The organism is Caballeronia sordidicola, from assembly GCF_000729995.1.
Lineage (GTDB): Bacteria > Pseudomonadota > Gammaproteobacteria > Burkholderiales > Burkholderiaceae > Caballeronia > Caballeronia sordidicola_A.
Genome location: NZ_JNFG01000011.1, coordinates 1 through 25,730, shown reverse-complemented (window position 1 = coordinate 25,730; position 25,730 = coordinate 1). Strand labels below are relative to the sequence as shown.

Here is a 25,730-nt window from a genome sequence, read left to right as displayed (position 1 = left end):
TTCCAGTAAGGTGAGAAATGAGTGATCTTCTGACTTAGCGGGTCGAAGATTTGCTGAATACCTGGAAGATGTTCTCTTCCGGATCTTTATAGGTAGCTACAACGCCGTGTGTGCCCATGTCTCGTTGCGCGAGGAGCTGTCCGCCCGCGGACAAGATTTTCTGCCGAGCCTCGTCCTGAGTTTCCCCGGTAACCTGGAAGACAGGGACAGCCCCGACGGCTCCTTTCGCCGCTTCTTCTGCGGAACTCAGTGCAAATGCGCTGCGCTGCAGACGGAATTGAGTCCACTTCTTCTCGTCGCGGAACTGGACAGGCATCCCCAGCGCCGATACATAGAAATCTTCCAGCCGGCCAATATCCTTTGCGACGAAATAGACGGTTTGTATGTCAACTTCTGCCATGGCAGCACTCCGTTGAATTGTGATAACGTAATTTATTCGATGTCCTAACAGAGGCGCATCACGCTGTGTGTTGTTCGTCTAGTCCAAGCTCGTCGCTCATCATTTGCCGAATCAGGTACTTCTGGATTTTCCCGGTGACGGTGGTCGGAAACGAGTCGACAAAGCGGATATATTTGGGGACCTTGTAATGCGCTATGCGGCCCTTGCAAAAGTCGCGGACCGCGGCGTCATCCAGAGCCGTTCCCTCCGTGACGATGATCCATGCGCATAGTTCTTCGCCGAAATGCTTGTCCGGTACGCCGACCACCTGCACGTCTAGAACACCCGGGCAGGTATACAGAAACTCTTCGATCTCCCGGGGATAAAGGTTTTCACCGCCGCGGATGACCATATCCTTGATTCGCCCGACTATGTTGACATAGCCGTCCGAATCCATCGTGGCGAGATCGCCCGAGTGCATCCAGCCTTCTGCGTCGATCGCCTCGCGCGTCCGATCGGGCTGGTTCCAGTAGCCAAGCATGACCGAGTAGCCGCGGGTGCAGAGTTCGCCGGTCTGACCGCGCTCCACAGTTTGGCCGCTCAGCGGGTCGATAATCTTGACCTCGAGGTGAGGCAACACCTGGCCGACCGTGGATACGCGCCTCTCCACCGGGGTATCCGTCATGCTTTGGCAGCTCACGGGACTCGTTTCCGTCATGCCGTAGGCGATCGTGATCTCGGACAGATGCATTTCGCCGACAACCCGCTTCATGATCTCGATAGGGCAAGGCGAACCGGCCATGATGCCGGTGCGCAGGCTGCTCATATCGAACTGCGCAAAGCGCGGGTGATTGAGTGCAGCGATGAACATGGTCGGCACCCCGTACAGCGCTGTGCATTTTTCTGCCTGTACGGTCTCTAAAACGGCTTCGGCGTCGAAGCGCTCCGCGGGGTAGACGATCGTCGAACCATGGGTCAGGCAAGCCAGATTGCCCATCACCATGCCGAAGCAGTGGTACATCGGGACCGGGACGCATACGCGATCCGCGTGGGTGAGCTTCATGCACTCCCCCACGAAGAAACCGTTGTTCAGGATGTTGCGATGACTCAGCGTCGCGGCTTTGGGGAGCCCCGTCGTCCCGCTGGTGAACTGGATGTTGACGGCATCGTCCGGGCGCACGGTGCGGCGGATATCCTGAAGCAATGCGCTGTCCGCAGCGGAGAAGCGCAGCAGGTCGGAGAAGCGTTGCGCACCGGCTTCGTCCGGGGAGCCGGCCTCGTCGATCCACCAGATTGTCTCGAGGCTTGGCAACCGGGCTTTTCCCAGCTCCCGCAACATGTTCAGATATTCGCTCGAGCGGTATCGGACCATCGTCACGATGGCCTTGCACTCCACCAGGTTGAGTGCATGCTCCAGCTCGGAGGTCCGATAAGCCGGGTTGATGTTGACGAGTATCAACCCGACCTTTGCAGTGGCTAACTGTAACAGCAGCCAGGCAATGTTCGTGTGGGACCAGATTCCGATCCGATCGCCCGGCTTGAGCCCTGACTCGAGAAGCGCAGCCGCAAGCCGGTCCGACTTTTCGCGTAGTTCTCCGTAGCTTAGCTGGACCCCTTCATGCCGGCTGACTACCGCAACGTGGTCGCCCATTTTGCTGGCGATCTCGTCGAATGAATCGCCGATTGTTTTGTCGATCAGCTCGGGGAAACGTGTTCCGCGCTCATAGGAAAGTGTCTTCATCGGTACCGTCCACGTAGTGGCTTGTCTGAAGGCTCATTTGCCGAGAAAAACGACCGGAGCCGGTTCTTCGCCACGAATGACGGCTTCTGCACGGGCGGTTCGCCCTTTCCTGGCGTCTTCCGTCGTGTGCAGCCCCATGGTGAGGTCGAGGGTCAGCGCGTCGGCACCGGCCACGCCGCCGCTCGACCATGCCTTGAGGAGGGCGCGAATGGCGCCATACGAGCGCGTAGGGCCGTTGGCAAGCTTGATGGCGAGGTCCCCGGCGACTTTTTCGACCTGGTCTTCGTCGACGACGAATGCGGCAACGCCGAGTTGGCCGGCGGTCGTGCCCGACATGGGCTCGCTTAGCATCACGTAACGTGCTGCATACGCACGCCCCGCTTTTTCCGCGAGACGCTGCACGCCGCCCGCGACGGGTGCCGTGCCAACGGACGCTTCAATGCACCGGAACGTGGCGTTCTCCGCTGCGACGATGAAGTCACAAGCGAGAGCCAGCTCGAATGCGCCACCCAACGCTGCGCCGCGCACCGCGCTAATCGTCGGGATCTGGAGGGCTTCGATTGACCGATAGGTGTAGTGCATCTGCGATATGAATGTCCGCCAATCATCGAGACCTTTGTCGATAAAATCGAGGACGTCGCCGCCCTGGCTGAAATTGGGGCCCTCCGCACGGATCAGGAGCGATCGGATATCGGCCCTGCTGGCTTCCCGGACGGCCTTCTCGAGGCTGTCAGCGAAATCAGCCGCGATGAGATTCGACGGAGGATTGGCCAACACGATATGGCCTACGTTCTGACGACGTTCAAAATAGATGCTTCTCATTGAAAGGAATCCTTAATAGATGATGGCAATCGTGAAACCACGATGTCTCCTGCCAGGTGCTGTGCTGCGTATATTCAACAATAGTGAACGCATGCAGCATTGTTGTATATTAGGACGCCGGTGGACGCGTGTCAATACATTCGGCGATGACGGTATGCGCGGGATCGCACCTCGGGTGCCCCTGAGGCGCGCAGGCAAGAGCACCGCCCAGAGCTGTCGCTGGGCGTGCTCGCTGGGCGGTGTTGGTCGGGTGAACCTTAGAGTGCCGGCCTGTGGCCCGGCGGGTGCCGCCTTTCCTTCCGGCGGATGACGCGGGTGCCTTACGCAGTCACGCGCGCACTACGACTTCCGGTGCAGGTCGTCGAATTCCGCAACCAGGGCTTTTCTTTTAGTAGATGCCGGCTGGCTGGAACCATGCCGCGGCGCGTGGGGAAGATCGCGTGGATGGGGCTTGGCGTCGTAGCCAAGGCCCACCAGCAGGTGATGCAACCGGCTGGTGTGAATATCAGAGCGGCCACCCGTGGAGAGTGGCTGAGTTTTTGTGTAAAAGGCGCGGTGTTCCGCGCCTTTGATCGACTATCCCAATTTGACGAGATTAAGCACCGGCAAAGGGCCGCCCGGGATTTGAACTAGCCGCCCCCCACCTTCGAGCGAACCCAGGTCGATGCCGAAGAAGCCGAGCCGCCCGATCAGTCCGCTCACAGCCGATTTCGCATCCGCGTCGTCTCCTGCGAAGAACAACACGCGGTGCCCTCCCTCGGCCTGTGGATCGTCCGAGATGAGCTGCGCCGGCAGATGATTGAACGCCTTGACGACGCGTGCGCCCGGCACGAGGTCCGCGAATGCTTCACTCGACGTTCGGCCATGCAATTCGGCTGGTTGGAACAGCGGCGCCTCGATCGGGTTGTTCGCGTCAATCACCACGCGTCCGCCGAAGTCCGGCAGGCCGGCCAGGGCGCCCGGCAGCTTCGACCAGTTCACTGCGACGAGGACGATGTCCTGCGCGGCCGCCTGTTCGCGCGTTCCCGGCGTGATTGAGGGGCCAAGTTTGCGCGTGAGGTCCGCGAGCGAATCTGGGCCTCGGCTGTTCGCGATGATGGCTTCGAGGCCTTTGCCCGCCAGCGCTTTCGCGAACGCGGACCCAATGGCGCCTGCTCCGATGATACCGATGGTGCTCATGACAATGCTCCGGTGAAGGGTGATGAATCAAGTGGTAAAGCCGACGTCTGTGCCGGCAAGGGGAAGCAGATGTGACGTCCACTCCCCAAGGAGGGGTGAGCGAATGTTGCCGCCTTAATTGCTCGATGATTAGCCGGTAATCGCTTGAATTATCTTCAAGCAATGCTTTAAGATTCCCGCATGGAAACCCTCGCCAACCTCGAATCGTTCGTGCGCAGCGCCGAAACGGGCAGTTTCTCCGCGGCCGCGCGGCGTCTTGCGCTGACGCCCGCTGCGGTCAGTCGGAACGTTGCGCTGTTAGAACGAAATCTCGGCGTGCGACTGTTCCAACGCTCGACGCGCAAGCTCACGCTGACCGAGGCGGGAGAGCGCTTTCTCGTGGAAATTGGCGGCAGTCTGGACGCGCTGCAGACAGCGATCGCATCTGTCTCGAACGATCGCAGCGAGCCGGCTGGCGTGCTGAAAGTCAGCATGGCGCCCACGATCGGCATCACGTACGTCATGCCGCTGTTGCCGGCGTTCCTTGCACGCTATCCGATGGTTCGTCCGGATTGGCATTTCGAGAACCGGCAGGTCGACCTGATTGCAGAGGGATACGATGCGGCGCTGGGTGGTGGATTTGATCTCGCACCGGGTGTTGTGTCGCGCGCATTGGCGCCGGCGCATCTCGTGGCGGTGGCGTCTGCAGCCTACATGGCCGGCCGCGTACCACCGATCGATCCCGGAGATCTTGCGAAGCTCGACGGCATCGTGATGCGCTCGAGCCGCACCGGCCGCGTGCGCCATCGGACGATGCGCGACACAGTGGGCGGCGAGATACCCGCGCGGCTCAGCGAGACCATCATGGTCAACGACCCGGCAGCGATGCGTGAAGCGGCGATTCTCGGACTGGGCGTCGCGCTGCTGTCCGTATCAGACGTGCTGTCGTCGATCGAACGGGGGGAACTCGTACGATTGCTACCGCGCTGGTACGCGGACGCCGGGGCGATTTCGATCTATTACGCGACGCGTGCGCTGCTGCCGGCGAAAACACGCGTGTTTGTCGACTTCATTGTCGAGGCGTTCGAGCGCGAGCGGTTGGCCGAAAGGTTTGCGGGAGGCATCGAATGAGTCGAACGGCAGTTCGTTGATGCTTCGGGAGTAACTCGCCATGACGCGCTTGGCGGTTATGGTCACCGCATTTTCCGGGTCAAGCGGATGAACTCTCTTTCGGAAGCGCGGACAACTGGACAGGCCTTGGCTTACTTGGTCGAGCGGCGCAGCTTGATTGCAATATCCAGCTTGGATACCCAGCTTGCGTCGTCCAGGCGTGCTCCGAGGATATTTTCGATTCGATCCAGCCGATAATTAAGCGTATTCGGATGAATGCCAAGAACGCTTGCGGTCACCTTTCTTCGCTGCAGTTGATCAAAGTAGGTCTCGAGTGTTTCAAGCAACTCCGGTTCGCTCTCGAGTTGTTCGACCAGAGAGACGAGATAGCGCAGGGCGTTTTTCGTACCGCGTACGCTTTCTTCGACGACGATTTCCGAATACAACCGCACGCGCTCTTCGCCTCCACGACCGCGCTCGGAACTGAGCGCGCGGATTGCTTCCTCCGCGGACATCGCCCAGCCTGCCGCACCCTCGCCCGTCAGGCCAATGCCGATTGCCTTGATTTCCGGCATGGTTTCTGCGATCGATACGATCTGCTTGCCCACTTGAAGATCACTCATGCCCATCAGGTCACCGAGCCGGGCCGGTATCCACACGAGCAGCTTTCCGCAGTACCAGTTGTCGAAAAGCGAATCGACGGGCAATCTGAGCCGCCGGGCGGTTGCAGCAACAATTCGGTCGAGTTCGCTTTTGAACGTGGGCGAATGGCTGTCGATCGAGCGTACGTCGATGGCCAGCGCTATTCTGGGAATCGTCCCGTCGAGCCGGAGGGCGGCTGCGGTTTTCAAGAATCCTTCTGTATCTTCGGGATAGAAGAAAATAATAGTGTGCAACTGATATCGAAGTGCTTCCCGCCAGCGAGCCTGTTTATATTGTTCGTCCAGGAAAGTCTGAGAGATGATCTGCGCCAGGATGTCGAAGAACTCCATCAAAAACGGCGAGATCCGGAATAACAGTTCATCCCGCAAATCGTCGTTTTTCTCATTGAGTTCAATATAGAAACACCATAACTCGCGGGACCCCAATCGGAACGCGCGCAGCAGCGCGTCGAGAGGTAAGCCTTGGTAGACCCGTCGGCGCCCGTACTCCCGGAAGACTTCAAGCCCTTCCGCTGATGGCGCGTTGCCGGACAATAGTGTGTCGAACCAGAGTTTTGAAGCCCAGGCGATGGAATTGCGTATGTCGAGTTTTGTTGGGGAATCCAGATCCGCATACAGCTTGATATTCATCAACGCTGCATACACTCGATCGACGACTCTTCCGTAATCAAGGGCCACTTCCTTAGTCCACTCGTGTAAGGCTGGCGATATCTCCGGGACACCTTTAGTCATGCCTTGCCTACCTCAGTGATTATTGTCGTCGTTAGTCTACCGAAGTCTTGTCCCGCAGCATGGCTCTGCAGGTGCAATGGCCTCTTTTCAGGTTGACTCACGTTGAAGGCTTTGCCTGCAGAAGCTGGCTGTTCGCCAATGTCAGGCCCGTGACGGGCCCGACGCCATGCTGATAGGCAGTGAGCGCTGCATCGAATGTGGTCTGAGCAGCGCTGGTCAGCGACTTCGATGCCTGACAGGCCGAAAGGCTCAGGCAGGGAAGAAGGCGCCGAATAGCGCGAACGAAGGCGCGCCTCGCGCGGCGCACCCGTGCAGCGTACTCAAGGCTAGAGATATTACGAGTGCATGTCGTCGCCTCATGACCGCCCTGCCACTCGGATTTCGAGAACGGCTTCGTCAGTTGCCATCATTAGCAATCCGAGGCACAGGGCAAGGCATCGCTTTGCCTGAGCAAAACGGCCCGGCAAGAGGCACGACAACATCAGATTTCGTTTCGACGAAGGGACAGGAGGCCGAGCAGGATCTCATCGCGCTGCGCGGCAAGTTCGTGCGTGGATCGGGATTGAGTCTCTTCGTGCACTCCGCGGATGATGGTTGCACGAACCTCAGGGGTCAGCTCGGGCGCGCCGAGCACGCGCCACCACGCGCTCATCGGTCCCGTGAACTGTTCGAAGAAATGTTCGATGCCGCCGTCGCCTCCGCCCAGATGAAACAGCAGGCTCGGTCCCATGACTCCCCAGCGCAGACCCGGTCCCCAGGAAACAGCCGTGTCGGCGTCGGCGACGCTGACCACGCCTTCCGATATCAGATACACCATTTCGCGGAAAAGCGCGGCTTGCAGCCGATTGGCGACGTGTCCGGGCACCTCCTTATGGAGGCGAACAGTGCGCTTGCCCAGACCGCGATAAAAAGCCGTGACGCGCCCGATTGTCTCTTCCGATGTTTTGGCGCCGCCGACGATTTCAACAAGCGGTATCAGGTGGGGCGGATTGAACGGATGTCCGATCACGCACCGCTCGGGGTGGTGCTCGCAAGCCGACTGGATCTCGCTCATGGTCAGGCCTGACGAACTCGACGCGATGATCGTGGTGGGCGCCAGGATATTGTCGAGATGCCTGTAGAGGTCTTTTTTGAAATCGATACGTTCGGGTCCATTCTCCTGGACCAAATCGCTGCCGGCCACCGCGTCGTCGAGATTCGCCGTGAACTCCAGTCTGGTGCGCGAGGCTCCGGTCGCGAGTCCTAACCTTTCCAATGCGGGCCACGCCGCGTCAATGAATGCCTCGAGCTTCGGCTTGGCGTCCGGCGCAATGTCCGTGGCGATGACATCCAGGCCCTTGGCAAGGAACAGGGCGGCCCAGCTTGCACCGATGACGCCAGTGCCAATAATGGCAATGCGGTTGATGTCTTTGCTCATGGCTAACAATCCTTCGAGTGGGGTGTGTTCAGGCGAAGGCGCTAAAGCCGGTTACAGCCTTGCCGACGATCAGGGAGTTCATTTCGCGCGTGCCTTCGTATGAATAGAGCGCTTCGGCATCGGCAAAGAAACGGGCGACGTTGTAGTCCAGCACAATGCCGTTACCGCCGAATATTTCCCGCGCCCAGGCAACGGTCTCGCGCATACGAGTCGTGCAGAATGCCTTGGCCAGTGAAGCATGATGGTCCAGCAGCTTGCCCTGGTCCTGGAGTTGGGCAAGCCTGACGACCATGCATTGCGATGCCGTAATGTTGCCGAGCATTTTGGCGAGGAGGTCCTGCACCATCTGGAATGACGCTATCGGTTTGCCGAACTGCTCGCGGGTTTGCGCGTAGCGCAGCGCGTGTTCGTAAGCGCCCATGCTGCAGCCAACGGCTTCCCATGCGACGTATTGACGGGTAAGTCGAAGGACCCGCGCCGTATCGCGAAAGGACAGATCCCCCTGGAGGCGGTTTTCTTCGGGCACGCGGCAATTGTCGAGCGTGATGACGCCGTTCTGCACGACTCGCAGCGCAATCTTGTTCTTGATCTTTTCGACCGAAAAGCCCAGCGTTGTTTTGTTCTCGACGATGAACCCCTTGACCTGATTGTCGTCGACATCGCGCGCCCAGATAATCGAGAGGTCGCACCAGGGAGAATTGCCAATCCACCGCTTCTGACCGTTGAGAATCCACGTATCGCCTTCTCGCTTGGCGGTGGTCAGCAGGCCTCCGCCGGCACCCGATCCCACCAGAGGTTCGGTCAATCCGAAGCAGCCGATCTTTTCCATTCGCGCCATCGGCGGCAGCCATTTTTGCTTCTGCTCTTCCGAACCGCCGAGATAGATCGATCCCATCGCCAGTCCGCTATGGACGCCATAAAAGGTTGCGATGGAAGAGTCGACGCGAGCCAGTTCCATTGCGATAAATCCATCGAGGAGCGTACTGCCGCCAGGGCAGCCATATCCTTTGAATCCAACGCCGACGATACCGAGGTCCCGGATGCCCGGGATGAGCTCGAACGGGAACGCGTCTTCGGCCCAAAACTTGTTGATCACGGGAGCGACACTGCTCTCCATAAAGGCACGTACCTGCTTTAGCAGAGCCCTCTCGGCATCGCTCAGAATTTCGTAGAGCAGATAGAAGTCGCTGTCGGGGGCCGGAAGCGGGCGGTTTGGCTTTGAGCTGGCAGTCATGGCGAGTTCCAATCGATCGTTCATCAGGATGCGTTTGAGGGGAGGCTGAGATAGTCGTGCACGACTTCTGCGCCACCGATGGTGAGATCGGTCAGGATATGGATCGCCGATAGAATCTCGAGCACCGGCAGCTTGGCGACTGGCGCGAAACAATGAGGATGCAACTCGAGGGAAGCAGGCCCGCTCCAGGCTCCTTTTACCGTGACGTCGGTAACGTAATACCTGACCAGTTCGCAGACCCGGGCCGACCCATCGACGTGAGGCAGGACTTTCAACAGGAAGCCAGGTGCTGAGAGCGTTTTCTTGACCGCAACAAGATCCAGCGGCTCGTACTTGTATGCCATGGTCGCGGTCGCAACGCGCACACCGTTGTAATCGAGGGTTCCCACCAGCGCGTCGTTGCGGATTTCAAGCTTCGGTTGCGCGAATACTTTCGGAAAGCCGAGCAACTCACGGCCGGAAGCGATGCCGGCCCCGCTGTCGAGGTACATGGCATGCGTGAAGCCGCCGGATACACCGTTGAACGACACCGGCACGACTTGACCTGATTCGGTGTATGAGCCGAGGCCACTTAAATCAGGCATCCTGATGAACTCGTATTTGACGATTGGCTCCGCGGGAAGCAGCGGCGCAGGTATGATGCTGGCCAGCATTTGCGGATCAGTGCGATAGGTAATGATGATGAATTCGCGATCGACAAACCGGAAAGGCGGCTTGGGATAGGCCGGGCTGCTGATCGGCATCGTGTAAGCGTGCGCGCGAATTTCGTCTTCAGTCATGTAAAGCTCCAGGTGAGTGGCCAGGCAATGGCTTGCCAGCGCCTAGCTGCCAAAGGCGTTTGCTCAAATCGTCCAACGCGGTGAGATCAGGCCGGGCCTTCGAAGCGCGCGACCGTGCCGGCGTCGTGAAGGTGTGAGATTTCGTCCTGCGTGAAGCCCATCTCTCGAAGGATCTCCGCGCCGTGTTCCCCCAGTTGCGGCGCTGCGCACGGTTTGACCTTCTGTTCCCCCAAAATCTGGATAGGATTGCTGACGGTGCGCATGGCGGGCTTGCCCGGGAGGTCGAGCGGCACGACGATACCGTTGGCCTCCAGCTGCGGATCGTGAATGATCTCTTCGGCAATCTGCACCACGCCAAAAATCACGCGCGCCGCGTTGAGCACTTGTTTCCAGAAGGCGAGCGGCCGGCCGGCGAACAACGGATCGAGAATCTCGACCAAGCCGGCTGCGTGATGGATACGTTGGTCATCAACAAACCGTGGATCTTCCAGAAGCTCCGGCATACCGATAGCGCGGGCGAAGGCGGGCCAGTCCTTGCGTTGGGCCGCGACCAGCAGAATCCATCGACCGTCGGCTGTCTGGTAAGGGTTGAGCAGTGCGTTGGGTGGATTTTTCCGGTCGTGCTGGGCGAAGAATCGACCGCCATTCAGACCGCCCTCGACCCACGCTGCTGCGGCCCAGATACCGTTGGCGATCAGCGAAGTCGACACGTGACCACCTTTGCCAGTCGTGGCGCGTGTATAGAGCGCCGTGACGATTGCGGCGTACAGTGTCGTGGCCGTAGCGTGATCGCCGATCCCGGGAATGGGAAGCGTCGGCGGGCTACCCGCGTCGTGGGTGACCTCCATGAGGCCGGAGCGCGCCCAATAGGCCGTGACATCGAAACCCGGCGTGTCGGCCTCGGGTCCCTCGGAACCATAGCCGGTAATGTCGGCGTAGATCAGCTTCGGGTTGAGCGGTGACAATGCCTCGTAGGACACGCCCAAAGCGGCCTTCACACGTGGCGGGAAATTGACGACCACGACGTCCGCCCATTGAACGAGGCGCACCAGTACTTCTTTGGCTTCGCTGGACTTGAGGTCGAGGGCAATGCTGCGCTTGTTGCGGTTCGTTAATTGCCAGGCGTAGTTCGTGTTGGCTACTGGGTTCGGGGGCATGGCGGAGAAAAAGCGGTAGACGTCGCCCGTGCCCGGCGGCTCGATCTTGATGACGTCTGCTCCGAAGTCAGCCAGAATCGTTGTTGCCGCAGGGCCGGCAATGTAGCTCGCAAGGTCGAGCACCTTGAGACCTGAAAACACGTGTTGTCCGTCAGTCATGGAGGTGTTTCCGATTCGGGTTAGGTATTGACTCTATGCAGGCGTGAGTTTGTCTGGATCGCGGGCCGCAATAGCGAAGGGCTGTCACGTCTCAACGACCTTGGAATTTCGGTGGGCGCTTCTCCAGAAAGGCGGTCGTCCCTTCCTTCTTGTCCTCGGTCGCGGCGCATAGTGCGAAGAGTTTCCCTTCTAGCGCGAGTCCTTCTGGCAAAGCCGCGTTGAGCCCAAGGTTGACAGCTTCAATCGCGTAGGCGACGGCCAACGGCGCGTTGGCGGCAATCTGCGCCAGAATCGCTTCGGCGCGGGCGATCAAATTTCCGGCTTCAACGATTTCATCTACCAGACCGATTCGATACGCTTCATCCGCAGACACCATCTCGCCGGTGAGGATGAGTTGCAGCGCGACACTCTTGCCAACGAGGCGAGGGAGTCGTTGCGTTCCGCCGAAGCCGGGGATGAGCCCAAGCTTGATCTCAGGCTGACCGAACTTCGCGCTCGGACTGGCTAGCCGGAAAGTGCAGGCGAGTGCGGTTTCACATCCACCACCGAGCGCCAGGCCATTCACTGCGGCAATGACGGGCTTGCCGAGATTTTCGACGAGATTGAGGAGCGCTTGTCCCGCCCGCGTCTGGCGTTCGGCCTCGACCGGCGTCGCGGTGGCTAACTCGGTGATGTCGGCCCCGGCGATGAATGCTCGATTGCCTGCGCCGGTGATAATGACGCCGCGAATCTGCGAGTCCGCTTGCGCATCTTCGAACGCTGCGCTTAGTTCTGCAATCGCCTTCCGGTTCAGCGCATTCATCACCTCGGGACGGTTCAGCGTCACATAGGCCGTCGCATTTCTCTTTTCATAGAGAACGGTGTCGAAGGAGGGCGCAGGCAAATTGTGTGGCATCAAAACAGTCCTTCCGAGTTCGTGGACGTCCGGCGCCTGCCCGGTCGGGCAGCGCACGTTTTTGGCCTGGGCGACTGGCATGATGGTCTGCCTCTCGACCTCCGCCTGTCCCGAAACCATTTCAGGTTGTGAGCGAACTGCCTTCGCGAGAGAGCAGGCAATTTGAGCAATTGAGCGTGGACGCTTTCTATTAATCTCTCTGCATGACGTTAAAAAATGACTCGTGCTGATCCAGTATTAGGGACTTCTCAAACAGCGCGAACGAATGCCGGCATCGTGGGATTGGCGGTCCCGCGGCGTACCCTCCGGGCAATCGGTTTAGTAATCGTTTTAGCAATCGGAGACCCACTCGTCCTCGACTATGGCGGCGCGAATCAGGAAATTCGAATTGACGAGGAGTGGCCGAATGTGAGCCGGACGGGAGATGTGGTCGCAGGTTCGTATGGCCGCACGCGTCGACGCGCAGATGCCCGAACGTGGCGCTACGCTGATCCTCCAGATCTGATCGACATATCGGCATGCAGTTAGATGTAACCGCGACATGCTAATGGTCGAGTCGACTGCCCGCCCCAGCATCTTTATCCTGGCGACAGGCGGACACTTGTCTTGATTATTTCTTCGTTGTGCAACAAGCGTGTTCCGGAAACAGGCTTGGTTCGCACGCCGGCCACCGTGTGCGATGGAACCCATCATGGGCTCACATATAAAGCGATTCGATCCAGCAGTCCCCATCCGGACTTCTCCTTACTCCGTACATAAGATCAAAATCAACGGCAGCGAGCACATCGGATCTTAAAGTTATAGCGACCGGTCGTATATGTGATCACTCACAACGCAGTTAGCTTTTTTTCCAAAGTCGATACGTCCGGGAGGCTTTCTCAGCTCGGCACGCAATGCCGCTGGCGAGCAGGTCACGGACTGTCTTGGCGTCCACGTCGCGGGGCAATGGTTCCCCTTCGATGTGAAGCAGGTGATCGGTCAAGGCTCCCCTGCTTGGCCGGGCTAGACCACGTGCCGAAGTACGAGAGGCAAAGTGATCATTGTGTCGAGATCGATGAACTTCAGCGTATCCGCTTGTACCGGTCCATTTTCAGCAGAATTCCAGGCGGCCTCTGCGGCATCCACACTTTCAAACGTATAGATGGAAATGGCGTCGAAGCCCGGTGGACTGTGCGCGTGAACGTCCCCGCGGTTTGCTTCACGCACCGGATAATGCCGATATTCGACAAGGCCCGGCAGCTTGGCCGCGATGGGTGCGTGAATCACCTTGTAGTGATGCTCGAACTCCTCTCGTGTCATATCAGGTTTGCGTCTGAACAAAAAGGCGATGGTATGCATGATGCGCTCTGTGGGTTGAGGTGACGATTGGATGAGTTCCCCGTTGCCAGGGCTCGAGAGAGGAAGCACGCGATAGAACGTCACACCAGATTAATGTGAGGGAATTGGAGCCGCTCGGCTGAGCGTGACAAGGCTGTGGTCTCGTTCTGCCAATTCCGGCTCTGCGCAATGGCCTTGGCTTGAGTGACGGACTGACATGGGTTGCCAGGCCGTTCTCGCGGATCGGAGATAGACATCGGCGGCACTACAGCGACTCGACGCGCATCGATCTTCTTGAGTCAGGCGTCGCCGGATGTGAACGTATTGCTCTCGTGAGAATGGGGCAATGCGATGGAAAACGAGAACATCAAGCCCGCGATGGCGATGGACACACGTCACCCGCCGCAAGGGGAGCGCTCCGGGGCGAAATGGTCACCACTTGAAGCACCAGTGGGATAGGTGCCCGGCGCTTCCGCCGGGAACGGCGCTGATAGCCTCCGACGTTCGCGCTTACATCGGTCGCGGCCCGGTAGACATGCGCAATGCAATTGACGGGCTGTCCTATCTCGTCGAGCCGCTACTTTCTTGATTCATTTTTCGCTTTGCTTGTCACCCCCTGTCGAATAAAGCAAAAGCTGATCTTGTCCGGTGAGTGCTGTAGTTCATTGATTTTATTGAATATTTTTCAAGAAAATTGCTATATTAACCAAATGACGAGCGTTTCATTGCCGCTACGCTCCGGCCTGAAGTGCTCGCCAGATAGTCAAGCATAATGTGATGTACCCAAAAGGTCGCATAGCGCGGATTGGAGACGGTGTATTCACAAGGTGTGAACCAGTCCACCTCTGGTACAGACAAGGTCAACAGCATCATCAATTGCCATCTGCTGACGGGCCGTATCGGCAAACCAGGAATGGGGCCGTTCTTGGTCACCGGACAGCCGAACGCGATGGGTGGGCGTGAGGTCGGCGGTCTTGCGAACATGCTGGCCGCCCGTCTGGAGCTAGACGACGCTTTGCATCGCGAACTGGTCCAGATATTCTGGGGAGCGCCTGCCATCGCCTCGCGGCCGGGACTCAAGGCGGTCGAACTCTTCGAGGCGATTGAGGAAGGCAGGATCAAGGCGGTCTGGATCATGGGCACGAGCCTAGTCGTGAGCCCGCACGACTGCGACCAGGACGATGCGCGACGTGAAGGCGGCCAGCCTTTTCTTGCAGGAACGCAATCAAACGTCATTTCTGATGCCGCATGTGACAACAGCGCGTTGATCTGTACCGGGGATATAGAAGTTGAGTTTATGATGACTCTCTTACCTGGAGCTGATCTTGTCGGCTACGCATACTGGCTCGTTGCCTAAAAAATTCAGTACGCTACGGGGTGGAATTGCTGTCGCCCTCCTGAGCCGCGTATTGCTGTTCAGTACGGTGGTGACGCTGCTGGTGACCGTCCTTCAGCTGTTGCTGAGTTACCAGGCAGCGGTGTCTGGATTGCAGAATCGCTTCAATGAAATTGAGGAAGGTTATGCGCGAGGTCTGGGCAACGCGCTGTGGGCCGTCGATCGCAAACGGTTGGAGGACCAGCTCGACGGAATGCTGCATCTGCCCCTGATCCGTTACGCTGAAGTCCGCGAAACGCAGGACGCGCAACCTCTAACGGTTTCGCGAGGTTCTGCAAAGGTTGAGAACGCGATTGTCAGGGAGTTTCCGGTTTATTGCTGTGAAAACGACCGCCGCGAGATCGGGATCCTGCATCTGGAAGGTAGTCTGACTGACATCTATCGTGATCTCTTTCGCCAGGCGTTGGTGATTCTGGTGAGCAACGCGGCGAAAACATTTCTGGTTGCGCTGTTCATCCTGTTTATGGTTCACAGGGTCGCGACGCGCCATCTCGTCGATATAGCTGCGACGCTGCGAGGACGCACACCGGACATCGGAATGGCGCCATTGCGGTTGCGCCGGATACGGCGGAGATCCGACGAACTGGAACAGCTGGTCAATGCCCTCAACACACTGTTCGAAGGACTCGAGCAGCACGCTGCCGAACTCCGCAATGCGAACGCCCGGATGGCGGCGATCCTTGACAACATTCCAGACATCGCCTGGGTGAAAGACACTCACGGTCGATACGTGGGAGTCAACCGGGCCATGGCGCGTGCCCTAGGTTACGCTGAACCGTCTGACATGATCGGCAAGACCGACTACGACTTGCACCCGTTTGAACGCGCAACGGCATACCGCGCCGACGATGTCGAGGTAATGGAGTCGGGGCGCCGCAAGCGGATCGAAGAGACGCATATTGAGGCAGATGGTCGCTGTAGGTGGGTGGACACGATCAAGACACCTTTCGCCGATGGAAATGGGCAACTGGCTGGCACAGTCGGTATTGCCCGCGATGTCACCGAACGCCGGAAGGTAGAAGAGGAACTCGCGCGAGCGAATGAGAGCCTACGGTCCGAAATCGAAGAGCGTAGGCGCATCGATGCTCGACTGCAGTCGAGCGAGGCGCGCTTTCGCGCCATTGTCGAGACGAGCCCGGTGCCACTGTGCATTGTCTCGATGCCATACGGCAAGATCTTCTACACGAATGAGCCGTTGCGCGCGCTGTTCGGACTCGATTCACACAACCACGTGATCAGCAACGTCGTTGACCTCTATGTGGATGCCGGCGAGCGCGACCGGTTGGTAGAGCATTTGCGCCAGGAGGAGAGTTGTCTCGACACCGAGGTCCATTTCCGCAGACCGGACGGCACGACGTTCTGGGCAATGGTGACGGCCCGCGTCGCCACGTATGACGATGCTCCGGCAATCTATGTCGGCCTGAACGACATCACGGGGCGCAAGCGAATCGAGCAGGAGCTATTCGAGTCGCGCGAACAGTTGCGCGGGGTATCCGCCTACATGGAGGCGATTCGGGAAGAGGAAAGAAAACACATTGCCATGGAGGTTCATGATGAACTGGGCCAACTGCTTACTGCGCTGAAGATGGATGTGTCGTTGCTCAGGATGCGGCTTTCCGGCAACCCGGACGTCGTGAAGAAGACCGACGACATGCGTGAGCTCGTTGAAAAGACGATCTGGATGGTGCGCAATGTGGCGAACCATCTGCGGCCCGCAGCGCTGAACTACGGGATCGTGTCGGCGCTCGAGTGGCTAGTCGAAGACTTCGGTCGACGCAACGGCATTCCCTGTCAGTTGCGGATTAATGGCTCTGAACCCGTTTTGCCGGACGCGCACGCGACGGCGGTGTTCCGTATCGTGCAGGCATCACTGACGAATGTCGCACGTCACGCTGGGGCGTCGCGGACAGACGTAACGTTGACAGGCAGCAACACGTCGCTTGACCTCCACATCAGCGACGACGGTTGCGGTTTTGACGCGGCGGTCGCGGCGGAGGGTTACTCCTATGGACTGCTCGGGATGAGGGAGCGAGCCCGGCTGATCGGCGCAACGCTGCTGATCGAAAGCGCACCCGACACGGGCACGGTGATTTCGATTCACGTCCCTCTATGCGACGAACCACAACGATGCGCAGGATTCTGATGGCAGATATATTTTTTGCCAGATGGTTGAGATACGCTTCAAATTCATCGATATCTTCTGTCATTGCGATCACCCGCAATCTCTGGTAATTCACAGTATTACAGGGTGCGAACGGCTATCGGCGACGGATGGTCCGTGCTTTCGCCGACGAGTTTGCTCGCATCGCCGCAATGGTCCGTCGTCAGCGGTCTCGATAGGTAAGAGTTTATTTTGGGGCAGGGGGATTTCGCCTGAAGTCGTACCATAGCTCAGGACGATCGACAGGCGTGCCGGGTGTGAGCAACGGGTTGTTCAGTTCGATTACAGTACGCGTTTCAAGGCGCGCCTTGCGCAGCCGTTCGCCATAGTATTCCTGGAAGAGCTTGTCGAACGAGCCGTCGGCAATGGCCTTCTCGAGCCCATTGCGGATTTCTTGCGCGAGCTTGGTGTTGTTGCGGTTCACCATGAAGTAGGCGTCGTAGAGATAGTGCAGGGCAAGATGAGGCTCGACCTGAAGGGTATCCGCAACGTTCGCCTGCTCGTCCCAGATTTCCATGATGCTGCGAGGAAAATAGTCAAAGCGCTTGACTTCGAGCATCTTGAATAAGCCTTCGTAGCTCGGAGCGGTGATCACGTTGATACCGTTCGCTTCGAGGATCTCGGTATCGGGCCAATCCTGCCCCTGCGCGAGCCGTACGCCTTTGAGGTCCGTCAGCGTCTTGACGCCGGCGAACGAGCCTTGATCGCCTTTTCGGATCAAACCGAGGCGCCATCCCAGCACGCCCTTGTTGATCGGGATGCGAATCGCCAGCAAGCGTGCCTCACGTTCAGGAGAACTGGGAATCGGGGCGACATCGATCGTTCGACCGGCCGCAAGTTCCCGCACTTGGCGTTCTTGGCTCATGGGGAACTCGGCAGTCTGGATCTGGTATTTAACGCCGGTTTCCGACAACGCGAGCTGCAACAGCCGTAACGCGTAGTCGGAGCGATGATCGCCCTCAAACTCGGGCTTCGGAAAGCGAACGACTTCGGCACCGGCGACATCCCCATGCCAAACAAGCAGCAGACAAAGTAGCAGTCGAAACATCACGCGCATGATTCTCTCCTACGGCCCAGCAGAAATCAGTTGTAGTGCAAATAGCACAGGCGAGCGCGAAGCCGCGCGGTTGATCTGCATCTCGTCGAGCTGAAAGGACTGCCGTTCAAACCGAGGGCGCGCGGGTATTTTCGATGCGCGCAGGACATCGATCGCATGTGCGACAGCCGTTGCGCGTTCGAGGGGTTCAGCCTTCGGATGTTTGAGAAGCGTGACGAGATCGCCACGGTGAAGCTGGCCAGATAGCGGCGACGCGCTGGCGGCGGATGCGCCCGACGACTCCGCCCGCGGACGGCTCCTCCTCTCTACCGGGCAGGTAGCGGACGACCGCTTCCCGGTCGGACAGACCCGCGCACCACGCCCGCAGTGCGGCCAGCGCGTCGGCATCGGGAAAGTCGTCCGGTGGCTGCGCAGAAGCAGCAGGCGAGCGAAATGGGTTCTCATGAAGGCGAGTTTAGCCTGAAAACGTCCCCACTAATGTGGTGGCAAATAGCGAGGGCGAATCGGTTAAAACATTGGGCTGAATGAATTGCGAACCCACGATGGACAGGCTAATACGACGGCATGACACCCAGCGTCTGAAGGGTGGCGAGCATCGTCGCGCCCTTCATCGGGCTGCCGCTATCGGCTTAGCGTACTTTGCGCTTCTTTCGTCAAACGTCCCCCTGTGCGACGAGGAGCAGGGGTTCTTGCTCGACAAGCCCTTGACGGCCGAAGCGTTCGATACTTTGCTGCATGTGCGCACGACCGCTGCTCGACCTTGAATAAGCGCCTCGAACAGGTTTTGTGGCGCAGCGAGCGCGTGCTACCGGAAAAGGACGCCATGATCAGGCCGATTGAGTGACGGTGGCCTGAGCGCTCTCGAGCGGCTTCGGCCACGAAACGTCCGCCCGGCGCTCAGTTTTCTTCTTCCTGCCAGCAGGTGTTGTGCCGCGCGAGCAAAGCGCTGGCTGCCGCCGGCCCCCATGTACCGGACGCGTAGGGTTTCGGAAGGCTTCCCTGTGTGGCCCAATCTTCGATGATTGGCGCGACCCAGCGCCACGCGGCCTCCTGTTCGTCACGCCGCACGAAGAGCGCGAGCCGCCCGGCGATCACATCGAGCAGGAGACGCTGATAAGCCTCCATCCGGTCCTGCTTGAAGAATTGATCGAAGGCCAGATCGAGGTGCACGCCTTGCAGGGTCATCCCGATGCCCGGCTGCTTGGCGAGCGCGCTGAGCCGGATCGATTCGTTCGGCTGCAAACGGATCGTCAGCCGGTTCGAACCCGGACGCAAGGCCATCGGTCCCAATGCGGAGTGCGGCACCGGTCGGAAGTTGACGACAATCTCGGCAATGCGGCCCGCGAGCCGCTTGCCGGTCCGCAGAAAAAACGGCACACCTGCCCAACGCCAGTTTTCCACCTCGACTTTCAACGCGACGAAAGTCTCGGTCGTACTGCCTTGCCTGACCCCGGGCTCCGCGTGATAAGCGGAAACGGTTGTTTCCTTGATTGCGCCGGCGTGATATTGGCCACGGACCACGCTCCGTCCGATCTCGTCGCTAAGCAACGGTTTGAGCGCGCGCAGCACGCGCAGCTTCTCGTCGCGCACCGCATCCGCGTCCATCGACTGCGGCGGTTCCATCGCAATGATGGACAGCAGTTGCAGCAGGTGGTTCTGCACCATATCGCGCAGTGCACCCGTCTGGTCGTAGAAGTTGCCGCGGCCTTCAACACCCAATTGCTCGGCTACGGTGATCTGAACGCTCTCGACCCATTCTCGGCGCCACAATGGTTCGAACAACGAATTGCCGAAGCGCAGCGCGAGCAGGTTCTGAACCGCTTCCTTCCCGAGGTAGTGGTCGATCCGGTAGATCTGGTCTTCCTTGAACATCTGGCCGACTTCATCGTTGATCGCATTGGACGATTCCAGATCGTAGCCGAGCGGTTTCTCCAGAACGACGCGGGAGCCATCGGTGAGCCCGGCCGACGCCAGGGCGCGGCAGATCGGCACGAACAGCGCAGGCCCGGTTGCCAGGTAAAAAATGCGTCTGCCGCGTACTGCGGCTAGCGTATCAGCCAGCAAGGAGAATGCTTCGGGCTGACTGGCGTCGAGCGTGACGTATGTGATGCGCGCGAGAAAGCTTCGCCACACAGACTCGTCGATCGCTGTTGCCAGGACGTATGGCTTTACGTGCTCGTCGACCCATCGCCGATAGCTGCCGGTATCCAGTGCTGTCAGCGAGACTGCAACGATTTCGCCATCTGGTGCGAGCATACCGTCGCGGTGTGCCGCACACAGCGCGGGCAAAATCTTGCGCATCGCCAGATCGCCCGTTCCGCCGAACAAGACGAAGACGAATTGGGGATGATCCGGCCTGCCGGTAGAAGGTTTCGTCATGGCTTTCAGTGATGGCAATCGATACAGAGGCTTGTGAAGGTTTTCTCGCGGCAAGGGGCAAGGAGAAACTTCGATCAGTATGCAAAGGATTACTGATGTTCCCGTGTCATTGAATTGAGATCAACGCCAGGAAACCGGCGAGCGGCCGCGCGAACACCGCTCGCCCGGTTACGTTCAATGCGGCGCGGTCCAGCCCTTGTAACTGGCAACGTTGTCGCGGGTCACGAGCGTCGACGGCATCAACATAAGCGGGTTGGCCGGCTTCTTGCCGTTCATGATGTCGTAGCCAATGGTCACGGCGTTCTGTGCCATCGTCCAGGGGTCCTGGCTGGCCGACGCCTGAACGAGCGTGTCACTCTTGAGCGCCGTTTCAATGTCCGGCGCGCCATCCACTGACGTAATGAAGAGTTCCTTCCGATGCAACTGCTTCGCGGCAAGATCGCTGCCGACCGCCTGCGGGTCGTTGATCGCGAATACTGCATCCACCTTCGGGAACCGCGTCAGATAGCCCTGCATCGCAGCCATGCCGCCTTCGCGCGATCCCTTGGCGTCCTGGTCATCGGACAGGACCTTGATGCCCGGGTTCTTTGCCAGCACCGATTTACAGCCCTTCACTCGATCCAGCACAGCGGAGACGGGCGGTCCATTTTCGATCACGACGTCGCCCTTGCCGTTGAGCTTCTTCACGATAAACCCGCAAGACAGTTCGCCGGCCTGGACGTTGTTCGTCTGAACGGTGGCATCGGCGCCGGCGGCGGCCACGTCGACTGCAATAACGACAATCCCTGCTGCTTGCGCCTTCTTCACCGCCGGCTCGATGGCCTTTGGGTCCGCTGCGTTCAACAGGATCATGTCCACGTGAGCGGCAATGAAGTTATCGATCTGCGTGAACTGTTTGCTCATGTCGTAGTCGGCCGATACAGCCGTAACGGTCGCGGCCGGGTTGATCTGCTTGGCCTTGGCTTCCGCACCTTTCACGATTGTGACGAAGTAGGGGTTGCCGAGCGATCCGACCGTAATGCCGATCGACTTGAGTTGCTTGTCGGCAGCGTGCGCCGGGGCGGTGAGGCTGAAGCCGAGCGCGACTGCAATGCTCGCGGCAGCGATTTTTTGTTTAAACATGTCGATGTCTCCAAGGAGGTCCGGTGTATTTTTCGAACGCGAAGGGACCGTTTTCGCGTCCGTGCTTCCATGAGAAAAAATTCGATGATTTCTATTACTTCAAGTGCGCGCTGAACCACGCTGGCGGTATCGGTCGAGCGTGACTGCGCCGATAATCACCAGACCTTTGATGATGTACTGCCACACGTCCGACACGCCAAGCAGAACGAGGCCGTTGGTCAGGACTGCGATGATCAGTGCGCCCACGAGCGTACCGATGATCGATCCCACGCCACCCACAAAACTGGTGCCGCCCAGGATCACTGCGGCAATGGCGTCGAGTTCGTACGATTGCCCCATCTGCAAGCCATTCGCCGCGTACAGGCGGGCCGCCGACATCACCGCGCCGAGACCTGCAAGAAGGCCGGAGATGACGTACACGAACATCTCGATGCCCCACACCCGGATACCTGAAAGGCGCGCCGCTTCGGGGTTGCCGCCGACGGAATAGATCCGCAATCCGAGAACCGTCCGGCGCAGGATGAACCACGAGATCGCCACGACCGCGATGGCGATGATGACGAGCCATGGAATGCCAAAGAGCGATTCATTGCCGATGAACGCAAACGACAGTTGCGGGTTGAAGATCGTGGTGTCATGACCCATCAACCGGGCAATGCCTCGTACCGCCGTCAGCGAGCCAAGCGTGACAATGAACGGCGGCAGCCTGAGCAGAGAAATCAATGCGCCGTTGATCAGTCCGAAGCCGGCTCCCACAGCAAGGGCGACCGGCACGGCAAGGCCGCCGAAGCCCGGAATGTTCGATGCCAGCAAGGCTGCCACCGCTGCGGCCGACAGCACGGATCCGACCGACAGGTCGATACCGCCGGTCAGGATCACGAAGGTCATGCCTGCAGCCAGCACCACGTTGATCGACGCCTGCTGCGTGACGATTGACAGGTTTTGAAGGCTGAAAAAATTGCCCGTCGTGATGCCAAAGCCGATGCAAAGCAGAATCAGGATCGGCAGCATGCCGGCAGTTCGCATCAGTGCCTGCATGCGCTCGTGCCGCAATATATTTGCTTGTCGTTGGACCGGATTGGTCGCGCCCTTGACAGGGGTTGTGCCGGCTTCCTGCGGCTTGAGTGAATTGCTCATGTCGTCCTCCAGATATTCGTGATGTCTGATTGGTTCGGTGTACGGATCAAGCTGCCTGATCGACCGGCGGGCGAGAGCCCGTTGCCAGTTCGATGATGGCTTCCTGCGTGATCGGCGTGCCGGTATGGCCGCCGAGCTGGCCGGCAAGTTCGCCCTCGCGCATGACGAGCACGCGGTCGGCGACGCCGATCACTTCCGGTAATTCGCTCGAGATGACGATGATGCCGACGCCGGATCGAGCCAGTTCGTTGATGATTCGATAGATCTCGGACTTGGCGCCGATGTCGACGCCGCGCGTGGGTTCGTCAAGGATGAGAACGCGCGGTTTGGTTTCCAGCAGGCGTGACAGCAGCACTTTTTGCTGGTTGCCGCCGGATAGGGAGCCCGCGTTGACTTTCGCGCTTGCCACGCGAATGGAGAGCGCGGAGATAGCGTCGCGGGCGCGCACCGCGCCTCGGGCGAGGTCGAGCACTCCAAGACGCGCATCGCGACCGCAGACGGCCACGTTGATGTTGTCGCGCACGCTCATGTCGAGAAACAGCCCCTGGCGCTTGCGGTCTTCAGTCAGATACACCACGCCAGCATCGATCGCGTCGCGCGGCGAGCGCATGGCGAGCGTTTTGCCATCGACGGTAATGTCGCCTCGAATGCGCGGCTCGGCGCCGAAGATCAGCCGGGCCAGTTCGGTGCGGCCCGCGCCGACCAACCCTGCAATTCCGAGCACTTCGCCCGAGTGAAGTTCGAGGCTGCAGCCTTTGACGCGGCGGCCATCGGCGACATCGCGGACCGACAGCACGACCTTGCCCGGGTCGTAGGGCGCATGCTGCTTTTTATAGAAGCCGGAAATATCCCGGCCGACCATCATTTTGACGAGGCTCTCGGCCGACAGATCCGCGCGATCAAGCGTACCGACGTAGGCGCCATCGCGCAGCACGGAGACGCGATCCGACAATTCGTAGATCTCGGCCATCCGGTGGCTGATGTAGATGATCGCCAGCCCTTCGGCACGCAATGTCCGGATCAACTCGAACAGCCGATCGGTTTCACGCGATGACAGCGGGGTGGTCGGCTCATCCATCACGAGGATCCGTGCATTGGCATGAACCGCCCGCGCGATCTCGACCAGTTGTTGCTCCGCTATCGACAGATCGCCCACCAGCGTCTGCGGCCGAAAGCTCGCGCCCAGCCGCTTGAGCACGTCCTCGCAGCCGCGCTCCATGCCTGCGCGGTCCACGAGCCCGAAGCGGCCGCCCTTGCGCAATTCGCGCCCGGCATGGATATTCTCGGCAACTGAAAGATTAGGCGCGAGGCTCAGTTCCTGATAGATCACGGCAACGCCGATTGCTTTCGCCGCGAGCGGGCCGTCGATGCTGGTCACCTTTCCATCGACCAGAATTTCGCCGCCGGGGTCCGCCTGGTAGGCGCCCGAGAGCACCTTCATCAAGGTCGATTTGCCGGCGCCGTTTTCGCCCATCAGCGAGTGGACTTCGCCCGGATAGACGGTCAGCGACACGTTGTCGAGCGCGCGCACGCCGGGAAAGGTCTTACTGATTCCCTGCATGGCGAGGATGGGGGACTTTGACTCAGACATGGGCATGATTGACCTCTTTCGATTTCGCGCTGGCGCTCTGGAGCAACCCGGCGTTAGGCGAAAAGTTGAAGAACATGGGTAGCGTGGCCGCACCGATGGCGCCCGCATCCGATCCAAACGACCCCCGAACCAGTGCCGGGACGCTGCGGGCTTCCGGCACCGTGGCCGTCATTGCGGCCTGCAATCTTTCGAGCAACGTATCAAGGAGTCCGCTGTCGACATCCGCGTCGAGCACGATTGTCGGCACGTCCACCACACACAGCGTTGCGTGCAGCGCCGGAGCGAGCGCTTCCACGCAATCGTCGATCCACTCGTCCACGGCAGGCAGGTTGCGCTGGATGCAGGTGCTGAGATCGAAGCGATTTTGAATTGACTCGCCGCTATATCGCAGATGGCGCGCGAGCGCGTTCAGCGACGCGCGCGACAACAGGATGTCCCATTGCCCGGCGGGGAGCGGGGCGGAGGCGAGGCGGCTTGGGGGCACCGGCATGATGCCAATATCGCCCGCGTTACCCGTGCCGCCGCGCAGGCAATCGCCATCGATCGCGATGCCGCCGCCAATGGCCGAGCCAAGGAAGAGATAGACAAAGTCATGACACTGGCGTCCGCAACCGTAGAACAGTTCAGCGATAGCGGCCGCGTTGCCATCGTTTTCGCTAAACACCGGAAGGTGCATCAGCTTGCTTAACTCGGCCGAGAAATCGATCTCGTCCCACGCCCGGAAGCGTTCAGCCGAAAGCCCAAGTTCGCGTGCCCAACTGCCCAGGTGGAACGGCTGGGCGAGACCTATACCTGTCAGCCGCTCGCGCTCGCCCGGGGTGAGCAAGGCCAGCATGTTCTGGATGTCGCGCTGAAGAATTGTCAGGACTTCGTCAGGGTGGGGCAGCACCCTGTCGAGGGTGCTGCGCGCCAGAACCTCGCCGGAAAAATTCACGAGCACAGTTTCGATGCTGGTTCGGTCGATTCTCACGCCAATGCCAAACGCGCCGCGCGGGTTCAGCCGGATCAGCGACGCGGGCTGACCACGCTGGCCTTCGAGCCGGCGGCCAATGTGTTCAATAAGACCGGCCTCGTCCAGCGACGCAATGATGCTCCCGACCGCTGTGCTGGTTAGGTTGGCCTGGCGCGCGAGATCCGCCTTGGCAGTAGGTTGGGAGCGACGCAGGGCCTGTAGCAAAAGCCGCTCGTGATAGAGGCGCAAGTTTGCCGAATTGCTGCCACGTCCAATGTGGGGGCTTCTCACGGGTCTCCTCCTAAAAATCTGCTGAATATTTATTAAATCAACGTGATTTATTTAATCCCGATTGCGAGCGGAGGTATAGGAG

General features: G+C 59.4%; 20 protein-coding genes and 2 pseudogenes. 4 read left to right on the top strand and 18 right to left on the bottom strand.

Translation table 11 applies throughout. The features are described 5' to 3' along the window. Nucleotides 1-34: 34 nt before the first annotated feature. From FH08_RS0111885 to FH08_RS0111870, 4 genes are all read right to left on the bottom strand, one after another. A complete protein-coding gene (locus FH08_RS0111885; protein WP_031358531.1) occupies nucleotides 35-400 on the bottom strand; it encodes a VOC family protein in 366 nt (121 codons plus the stop codon). Between the two features lie 58 nt (nucleotides 401-458). Next, nucleotides 459-2,120: an AMP-binding protein gene (locus FH08_RS0111880; RefSeq protein ID WP_031358530.1), complete on the bottom strand. Its 1,662-nt coding sequence runs from the start codon at nucleotides 2,118-2,120 to the stop codon at nucleotides 459-461. Between the two features lie 33 nt (nucleotides 2,121-2,153). Further along, nucleotides 2,154-2,942: an enoyl-CoA hydratase/isomerase family protein gene (locus FH08_RS0111875; protein ID WP_031358529.1), complete on the bottom strand. Its 789-nt coding sequence runs from the start codon at nucleotides 2,940-2,942 to the stop codon at nucleotides 2,154-2,156. Between the two features lie 576 nt (nucleotides 2,943-3,518). After that, a complete protein-coding gene (locus FH08_RS0111870; RefSeq protein WP_031358528.1) occupies nucleotides 3,519-4,121 on the bottom strand; it encodes an NADPH-dependent F420 reductase in 603 nt (200 codons plus the stop codon). Nucleotides 4,122-4,301: 180 nt separating this feature from the next. On the opposite strand from FH08_RS0111870, the gene FH08_RS0111865 reads away from it, so the two are divergent. Beyond that, nucleotides 4,302-5,231, top strand: coding sequence for a LysR family transcriptional regulator (locus FH08_RS0111865; protein ID WP_031358527.1), 930 nt, complete (start codon nucleotides 4,302-4,304; stop codon nucleotides 5,229-5,231). A 131-nt stretch (nucleotides 5,232-5,362) separates the two neighbouring features. Here the strand turns inward: FH08_RS0111865 and FH08_RS0111860 are convergent, their stop codons facing one another. The 8 genes from FH08_RS0111860 to FH08_RS0111820 all read right to left on the bottom strand — a co-directional run bounded on the left by FH08_RS0111860 (nucleotide 5,363) and on the right by FH08_RS0111820 (nucleotide 13,583). Next, nucleotides 5,363-6,502, bottom strand: coding sequence for a PucR family transcriptional regulator (locus FH08_RS0111860; RefSeq protein ID WP_235210343.1), 1,140 nt, complete (start codon nucleotides 6,500-6,502; stop codon nucleotides 5,363-5,365). A gap of 583 nt (nucleotides 6,503-7,085) precedes the next feature. Further along, nucleotides 7,086-8,021 carry a 3-hydroxyacyl-CoA dehydrogenase NAD-binding domain-containing protein gene (locus tag FH08_RS0111850; RefSeq protein ID WP_031358524.1) on the bottom strand — a complete coding sequence of 312 codons (936 nt, stop codon included), beginning with the start codon at nucleotides 8,019-8,021 and terminating at the stop codon, nucleotides 7,086-7,088. Nucleotides 8,022-8,049: 28 nt separating this feature from the next. After that, complete coding sequence (locus tag FH08_RS0111845; RefSeq protein WP_235210342.1) at nucleotides 8,050-9,267, bottom strand: acyl-CoA dehydrogenase family protein; 1,218 nt, start codon at nucleotides 9,265-9,267, stop codon at nucleotides 8,050-8,052. Nucleotides 9,268-9,278: 11 nt separating this feature from the next. Next, complete coding sequence (locus FH08_RS0111840; RefSeq protein ID WP_031358522.1) at nucleotides 9,279-10,034, bottom strand: acetoacetate decarboxylase; 756 nt, start codon at nucleotides 10,032-10,034, stop codon at nucleotides 9,279-9,281. An 86-nt stretch (nucleotides 10,035-10,120) separates the two neighbouring features. Continuing rightward, nucleotides 10,121-11,350 (bottom strand): CaiB/BaiF CoA transferase family protein, encoded by a 1,230-nt coding sequence (locus tag FH08_RS0111835; protein WP_031358521.1) that lies wholly within the window; start codon nucleotides 11,348-11,350, stop codon nucleotides 10,121-10,123. Nucleotides 11,351-11,441: 91 nt separating this feature from the next. Next, nucleotides 11,442-12,245 carry an enoyl-CoA hydratase/isomerase family protein gene (locus FH08_RS0111830; RefSeq protein ID WP_031358520.1) on the bottom strand — a complete coding sequence of 268 codons (804 nt, stop codon included), beginning with the start codon at nucleotides 12,243-12,245 and terminating at the stop codon, nucleotides 11,442-11,444. A 330-nt stretch (nucleotides 12,246-12,575) separates the two neighbouring features. Then, complete coding sequence (locus FH08_RS54335) at nucleotides 12,576-12,935, bottom strand: DUF3331 domain-containing protein (RefSeq protein WP_419177998.1); 360 nt, start codon at nucleotides 12,933-12,935, stop codon at nucleotides 12,576-12,578. Nucleotides 12,936-13,247: 312 nt separating this feature from the next. After that, on the bottom strand, nucleotides 13,248-13,583 hold the full coding sequence (locus tag FH08_RS0111820; RefSeq protein WP_075583328.1) for an EthD domain-containing protein: 336 nt from the start codon (nucleotides 13,581-13,583) through the stop codon (nucleotides 13,248-13,250). Nucleotides 13,584-14,373: 790 nt separating this feature from the next. Here FH08_RS0111820 and FH08_RS0111815 point away from each other — a divergent pair. The 3 genes and pseudogenes from FH08_RS0111815 to FH08_RS53330 all read left to right on the top strand — a co-directional run. Then, nucleotides 14,374-14,739, top strand: a pseudogene (locus tag FH08_RS0111815) (molybdopterin-dependent oxidoreductase); the annotation flags it as partial. A 247-nt stretch (nucleotides 14,740-14,986) separates the two neighbouring features. Continuing rightward, a pseudogene (locus tag FH08_RS54000) lies at nucleotides 14,987-15,337 on the top strand (hypothetical protein); the annotation flags it as partial. An 84-nt stretch (nucleotides 15,338-15,421) separates the two neighbouring features. Then, nucleotides 15,422-17,101 (top strand): PAS domain S-box protein, encoded by a 1,680-nt coding sequence (locus tag FH08_RS53330; RefSeq protein ID WP_326928955.1) that lies wholly within the window; start codon nucleotides 15,422-15,424, stop codon nucleotides 17,099-17,101. Between the two features lie 205 nt (nucleotides 17,102-17,306). Here the strand turns inward: FH08_RS53330 and FH08_RS0111805 are convergent, their stop codons facing one another. The 6 genes from FH08_RS0111805 to FH08_RS0111770 all read right to left on the bottom strand — a co-directional run bounded on the left by FH08_RS0111805 (nucleotide 17,307) and on the right by FH08_RS0111770 (nucleotide 25,648). Beyond that, nucleotides 17,307-18,176, bottom strand: a complete 870-nt coding sequence (locus FH08_RS0111805; RefSeq protein ID WP_031358516.1) for a substrate-binding periplasmic protein — start codon at nucleotides 18,174-18,176, stop codon at nucleotides 17,307-17,309. An 897-nt stretch (nucleotides 18,177-19,073) separates the two neighbouring features. Further along, on the bottom strand, nucleotides 19,074-20,555 hold the full coding sequence (zwf, locus tag FH08_RS0111790) for a glucose-6-phosphate dehydrogenase (RefSeq protein ID WP_051888162.1): 1,482 nt from the start codon (nucleotides 20,553-20,555) through the stop codon (nucleotides 19,074-19,076). Nucleotides 20,556-20,729: 174 nt separating this feature from the next. Beyond that, a complete protein-coding gene (locus tag FH08_RS0111785) occupies nucleotides 20,730-21,677 on the bottom strand; it encodes an ABC transporter substrate-binding protein (RefSeq protein ID WP_031358512.1) in 948 nt (315 codons plus the stop codon). A 99-nt stretch (nucleotides 21,678-21,776) separates the two neighbouring features. Beyond that, complete coding sequence (locus tag FH08_RS0111780) at nucleotides 21,777-22,814, bottom strand: ABC transporter permease subunit (RefSeq protein ID WP_031358511.1); 1,038 nt, start codon at nucleotides 22,812-22,814, stop codon at nucleotides 21,777-21,779. A gap of 46 nt (nucleotides 22,815-22,860) precedes the next feature. Then, nucleotides 22,861-24,411, bottom strand: a complete 1,551-nt coding sequence (locus FH08_RS0111775) for a sugar ABC transporter ATP-binding protein (protein WP_031358510.1) — start codon at nucleotides 24,409-24,411, stop codon at nucleotides 22,861-22,863. After that, nucleotides 24,398-25,648 carry an ROK family transcriptional regulator gene (locus tag FH08_RS0111770; protein WP_031358509.1) on the bottom strand — a complete coding sequence of 417 codons (1,251 nt, stop codon included), beginning with the start codon at nucleotides 25,646-25,648 and terminating at the stop codon, nucleotides 24,398-24,400. The genes FH08_RS0111775 and FH08_RS0111770 overlap by 14 nt, the downstream gene beginning before the upstream one ends. Nucleotides 25,649-25,730: the final 82 nt, after the last annotated feature.

Excerpts from the sequence above, each read along its gene's own strand:
- FH08_RS0111830 (WP_031358520.1), bottom strand. The coding sequence starts at position 12,245 with ATGCCACACAATTTGCCTGCGCCCTCCTTCGACACCGTTCTCTATGAA.
- FH08_RS0111820 (WP_075583328.1), bottom strand. The coding sequence starts at position 13,583 with ATGCATACCATCGCCTTTTTGTTCAGACGCAAACCTGATATGACACGA.
- zwf (WP_051888162.1), bottom strand. The coding sequence starts at position 20,555 with ATGACGAAACCTTCTACCGGCAGGCCGGATCATCCCCAATTCGTCTTC.
- FH08_RS0111885 (WP_031358531.1), bottom strand. The coding sequence starts at position 400 with ATGGCAGAAGTTGACATACAAACCGTCTATTTCGTCGCAAAGGATATT.
- FH08_RS0111835 (WP_031358521.1), bottom strand. The coding sequence starts at position 11,350 with ATGACTGACGGACAACACGTGTTTTCAGGTCTCAAGGTGCTCGACCTT.
- FH08_RS53330 (WP_326928955.1), top strand. The coding sequence starts at position 15,422 with ATGGTTCACAGGGTCGCGACGCGCCATCTCGTCGATATAGCTGCGACG.
- FH08_RS0111850 (WP_031358524.1), bottom strand. The coding sequence starts at position 8,021 with ATGAGCAAAGACATCAACCGCATTGCCATTATTGGCACTGGCGTCATC.
- FH08_RS0111880 (WP_031358530.1), bottom strand. The coding sequence starts at position 2,120 with ATGAAGACACTTTCCTATGAGCGCGGAACACGTTTCCCCGAGCTGATC.
- FH08_RS0111870 (WP_031358528.1), bottom strand. The coding sequence starts at position 4,121 with ATGAGCACCATCGGTATCATCGGAGCAGGCGCCATTGGGTCCGCGTTC.
- FH08_RS0111875 (WP_031358529.1), bottom strand. The coding sequence starts at position 2,942 with ATGAGAAGCATCTATTTTGAACGTCGTCAGAACGTAGGCCATATCGTG.
- FH08_RS0111865 (WP_031358527.1), top strand. The coding sequence starts at position 4,302 with ATGGAAACCCTCGCCAACCTCGAATCGTTCGTGCGCAGCGCCGAAACG.
- FH08_RS54335 (WP_419177998.1), bottom strand. The coding sequence starts at position 12,935 with ATGGGTTCCATCGCACACGGTGGCCGGCGTGCGAACCAAGCCTGTTTC.
- FH08_RS0111780 (WP_031358511.1), bottom strand. The coding sequence starts at position 22,814 with ATGAGCAATTCACTCAAGCCGCAGGAAGCCGGCACAACCCCTGTCAAG.
- FH08_RS0111775 (WP_031358510.1), bottom strand. The coding sequence starts at position 24,411 with ATGCCCATGTCTGAGTCAAAGTCCCCCATCCTCGCCATGCAGGGAATC.
- FH08_RS0111860 (WP_235210343.1), bottom strand. The coding sequence starts at position 6,502 with ATGAATATCAAGCTGTATGCGGATCTGGATTCCCCAACAAAACTCGAC.
- FH08_RS0111840 (WP_031358522.1), bottom strand. The coding sequence starts at position 10,034 with ATGACTGAAGACGAAATTCGCGCGCACGCTTACACGATGCCGATCAGC.
- FH08_RS0111805 (WP_031358516.1), bottom strand. The coding sequence starts at position 18,176 with ATGCGCGTGATGTTTCGACTGCTACTTTGTCTGCTGCTTGTTTGGCAT.
- FH08_RS0111785 (WP_031358512.1), bottom strand. The coding sequence starts at position 21,677 with ATGTTTAAACAAAAAATCGCTGCCGCGAGCATTGCAGTCGCGCTCGGC.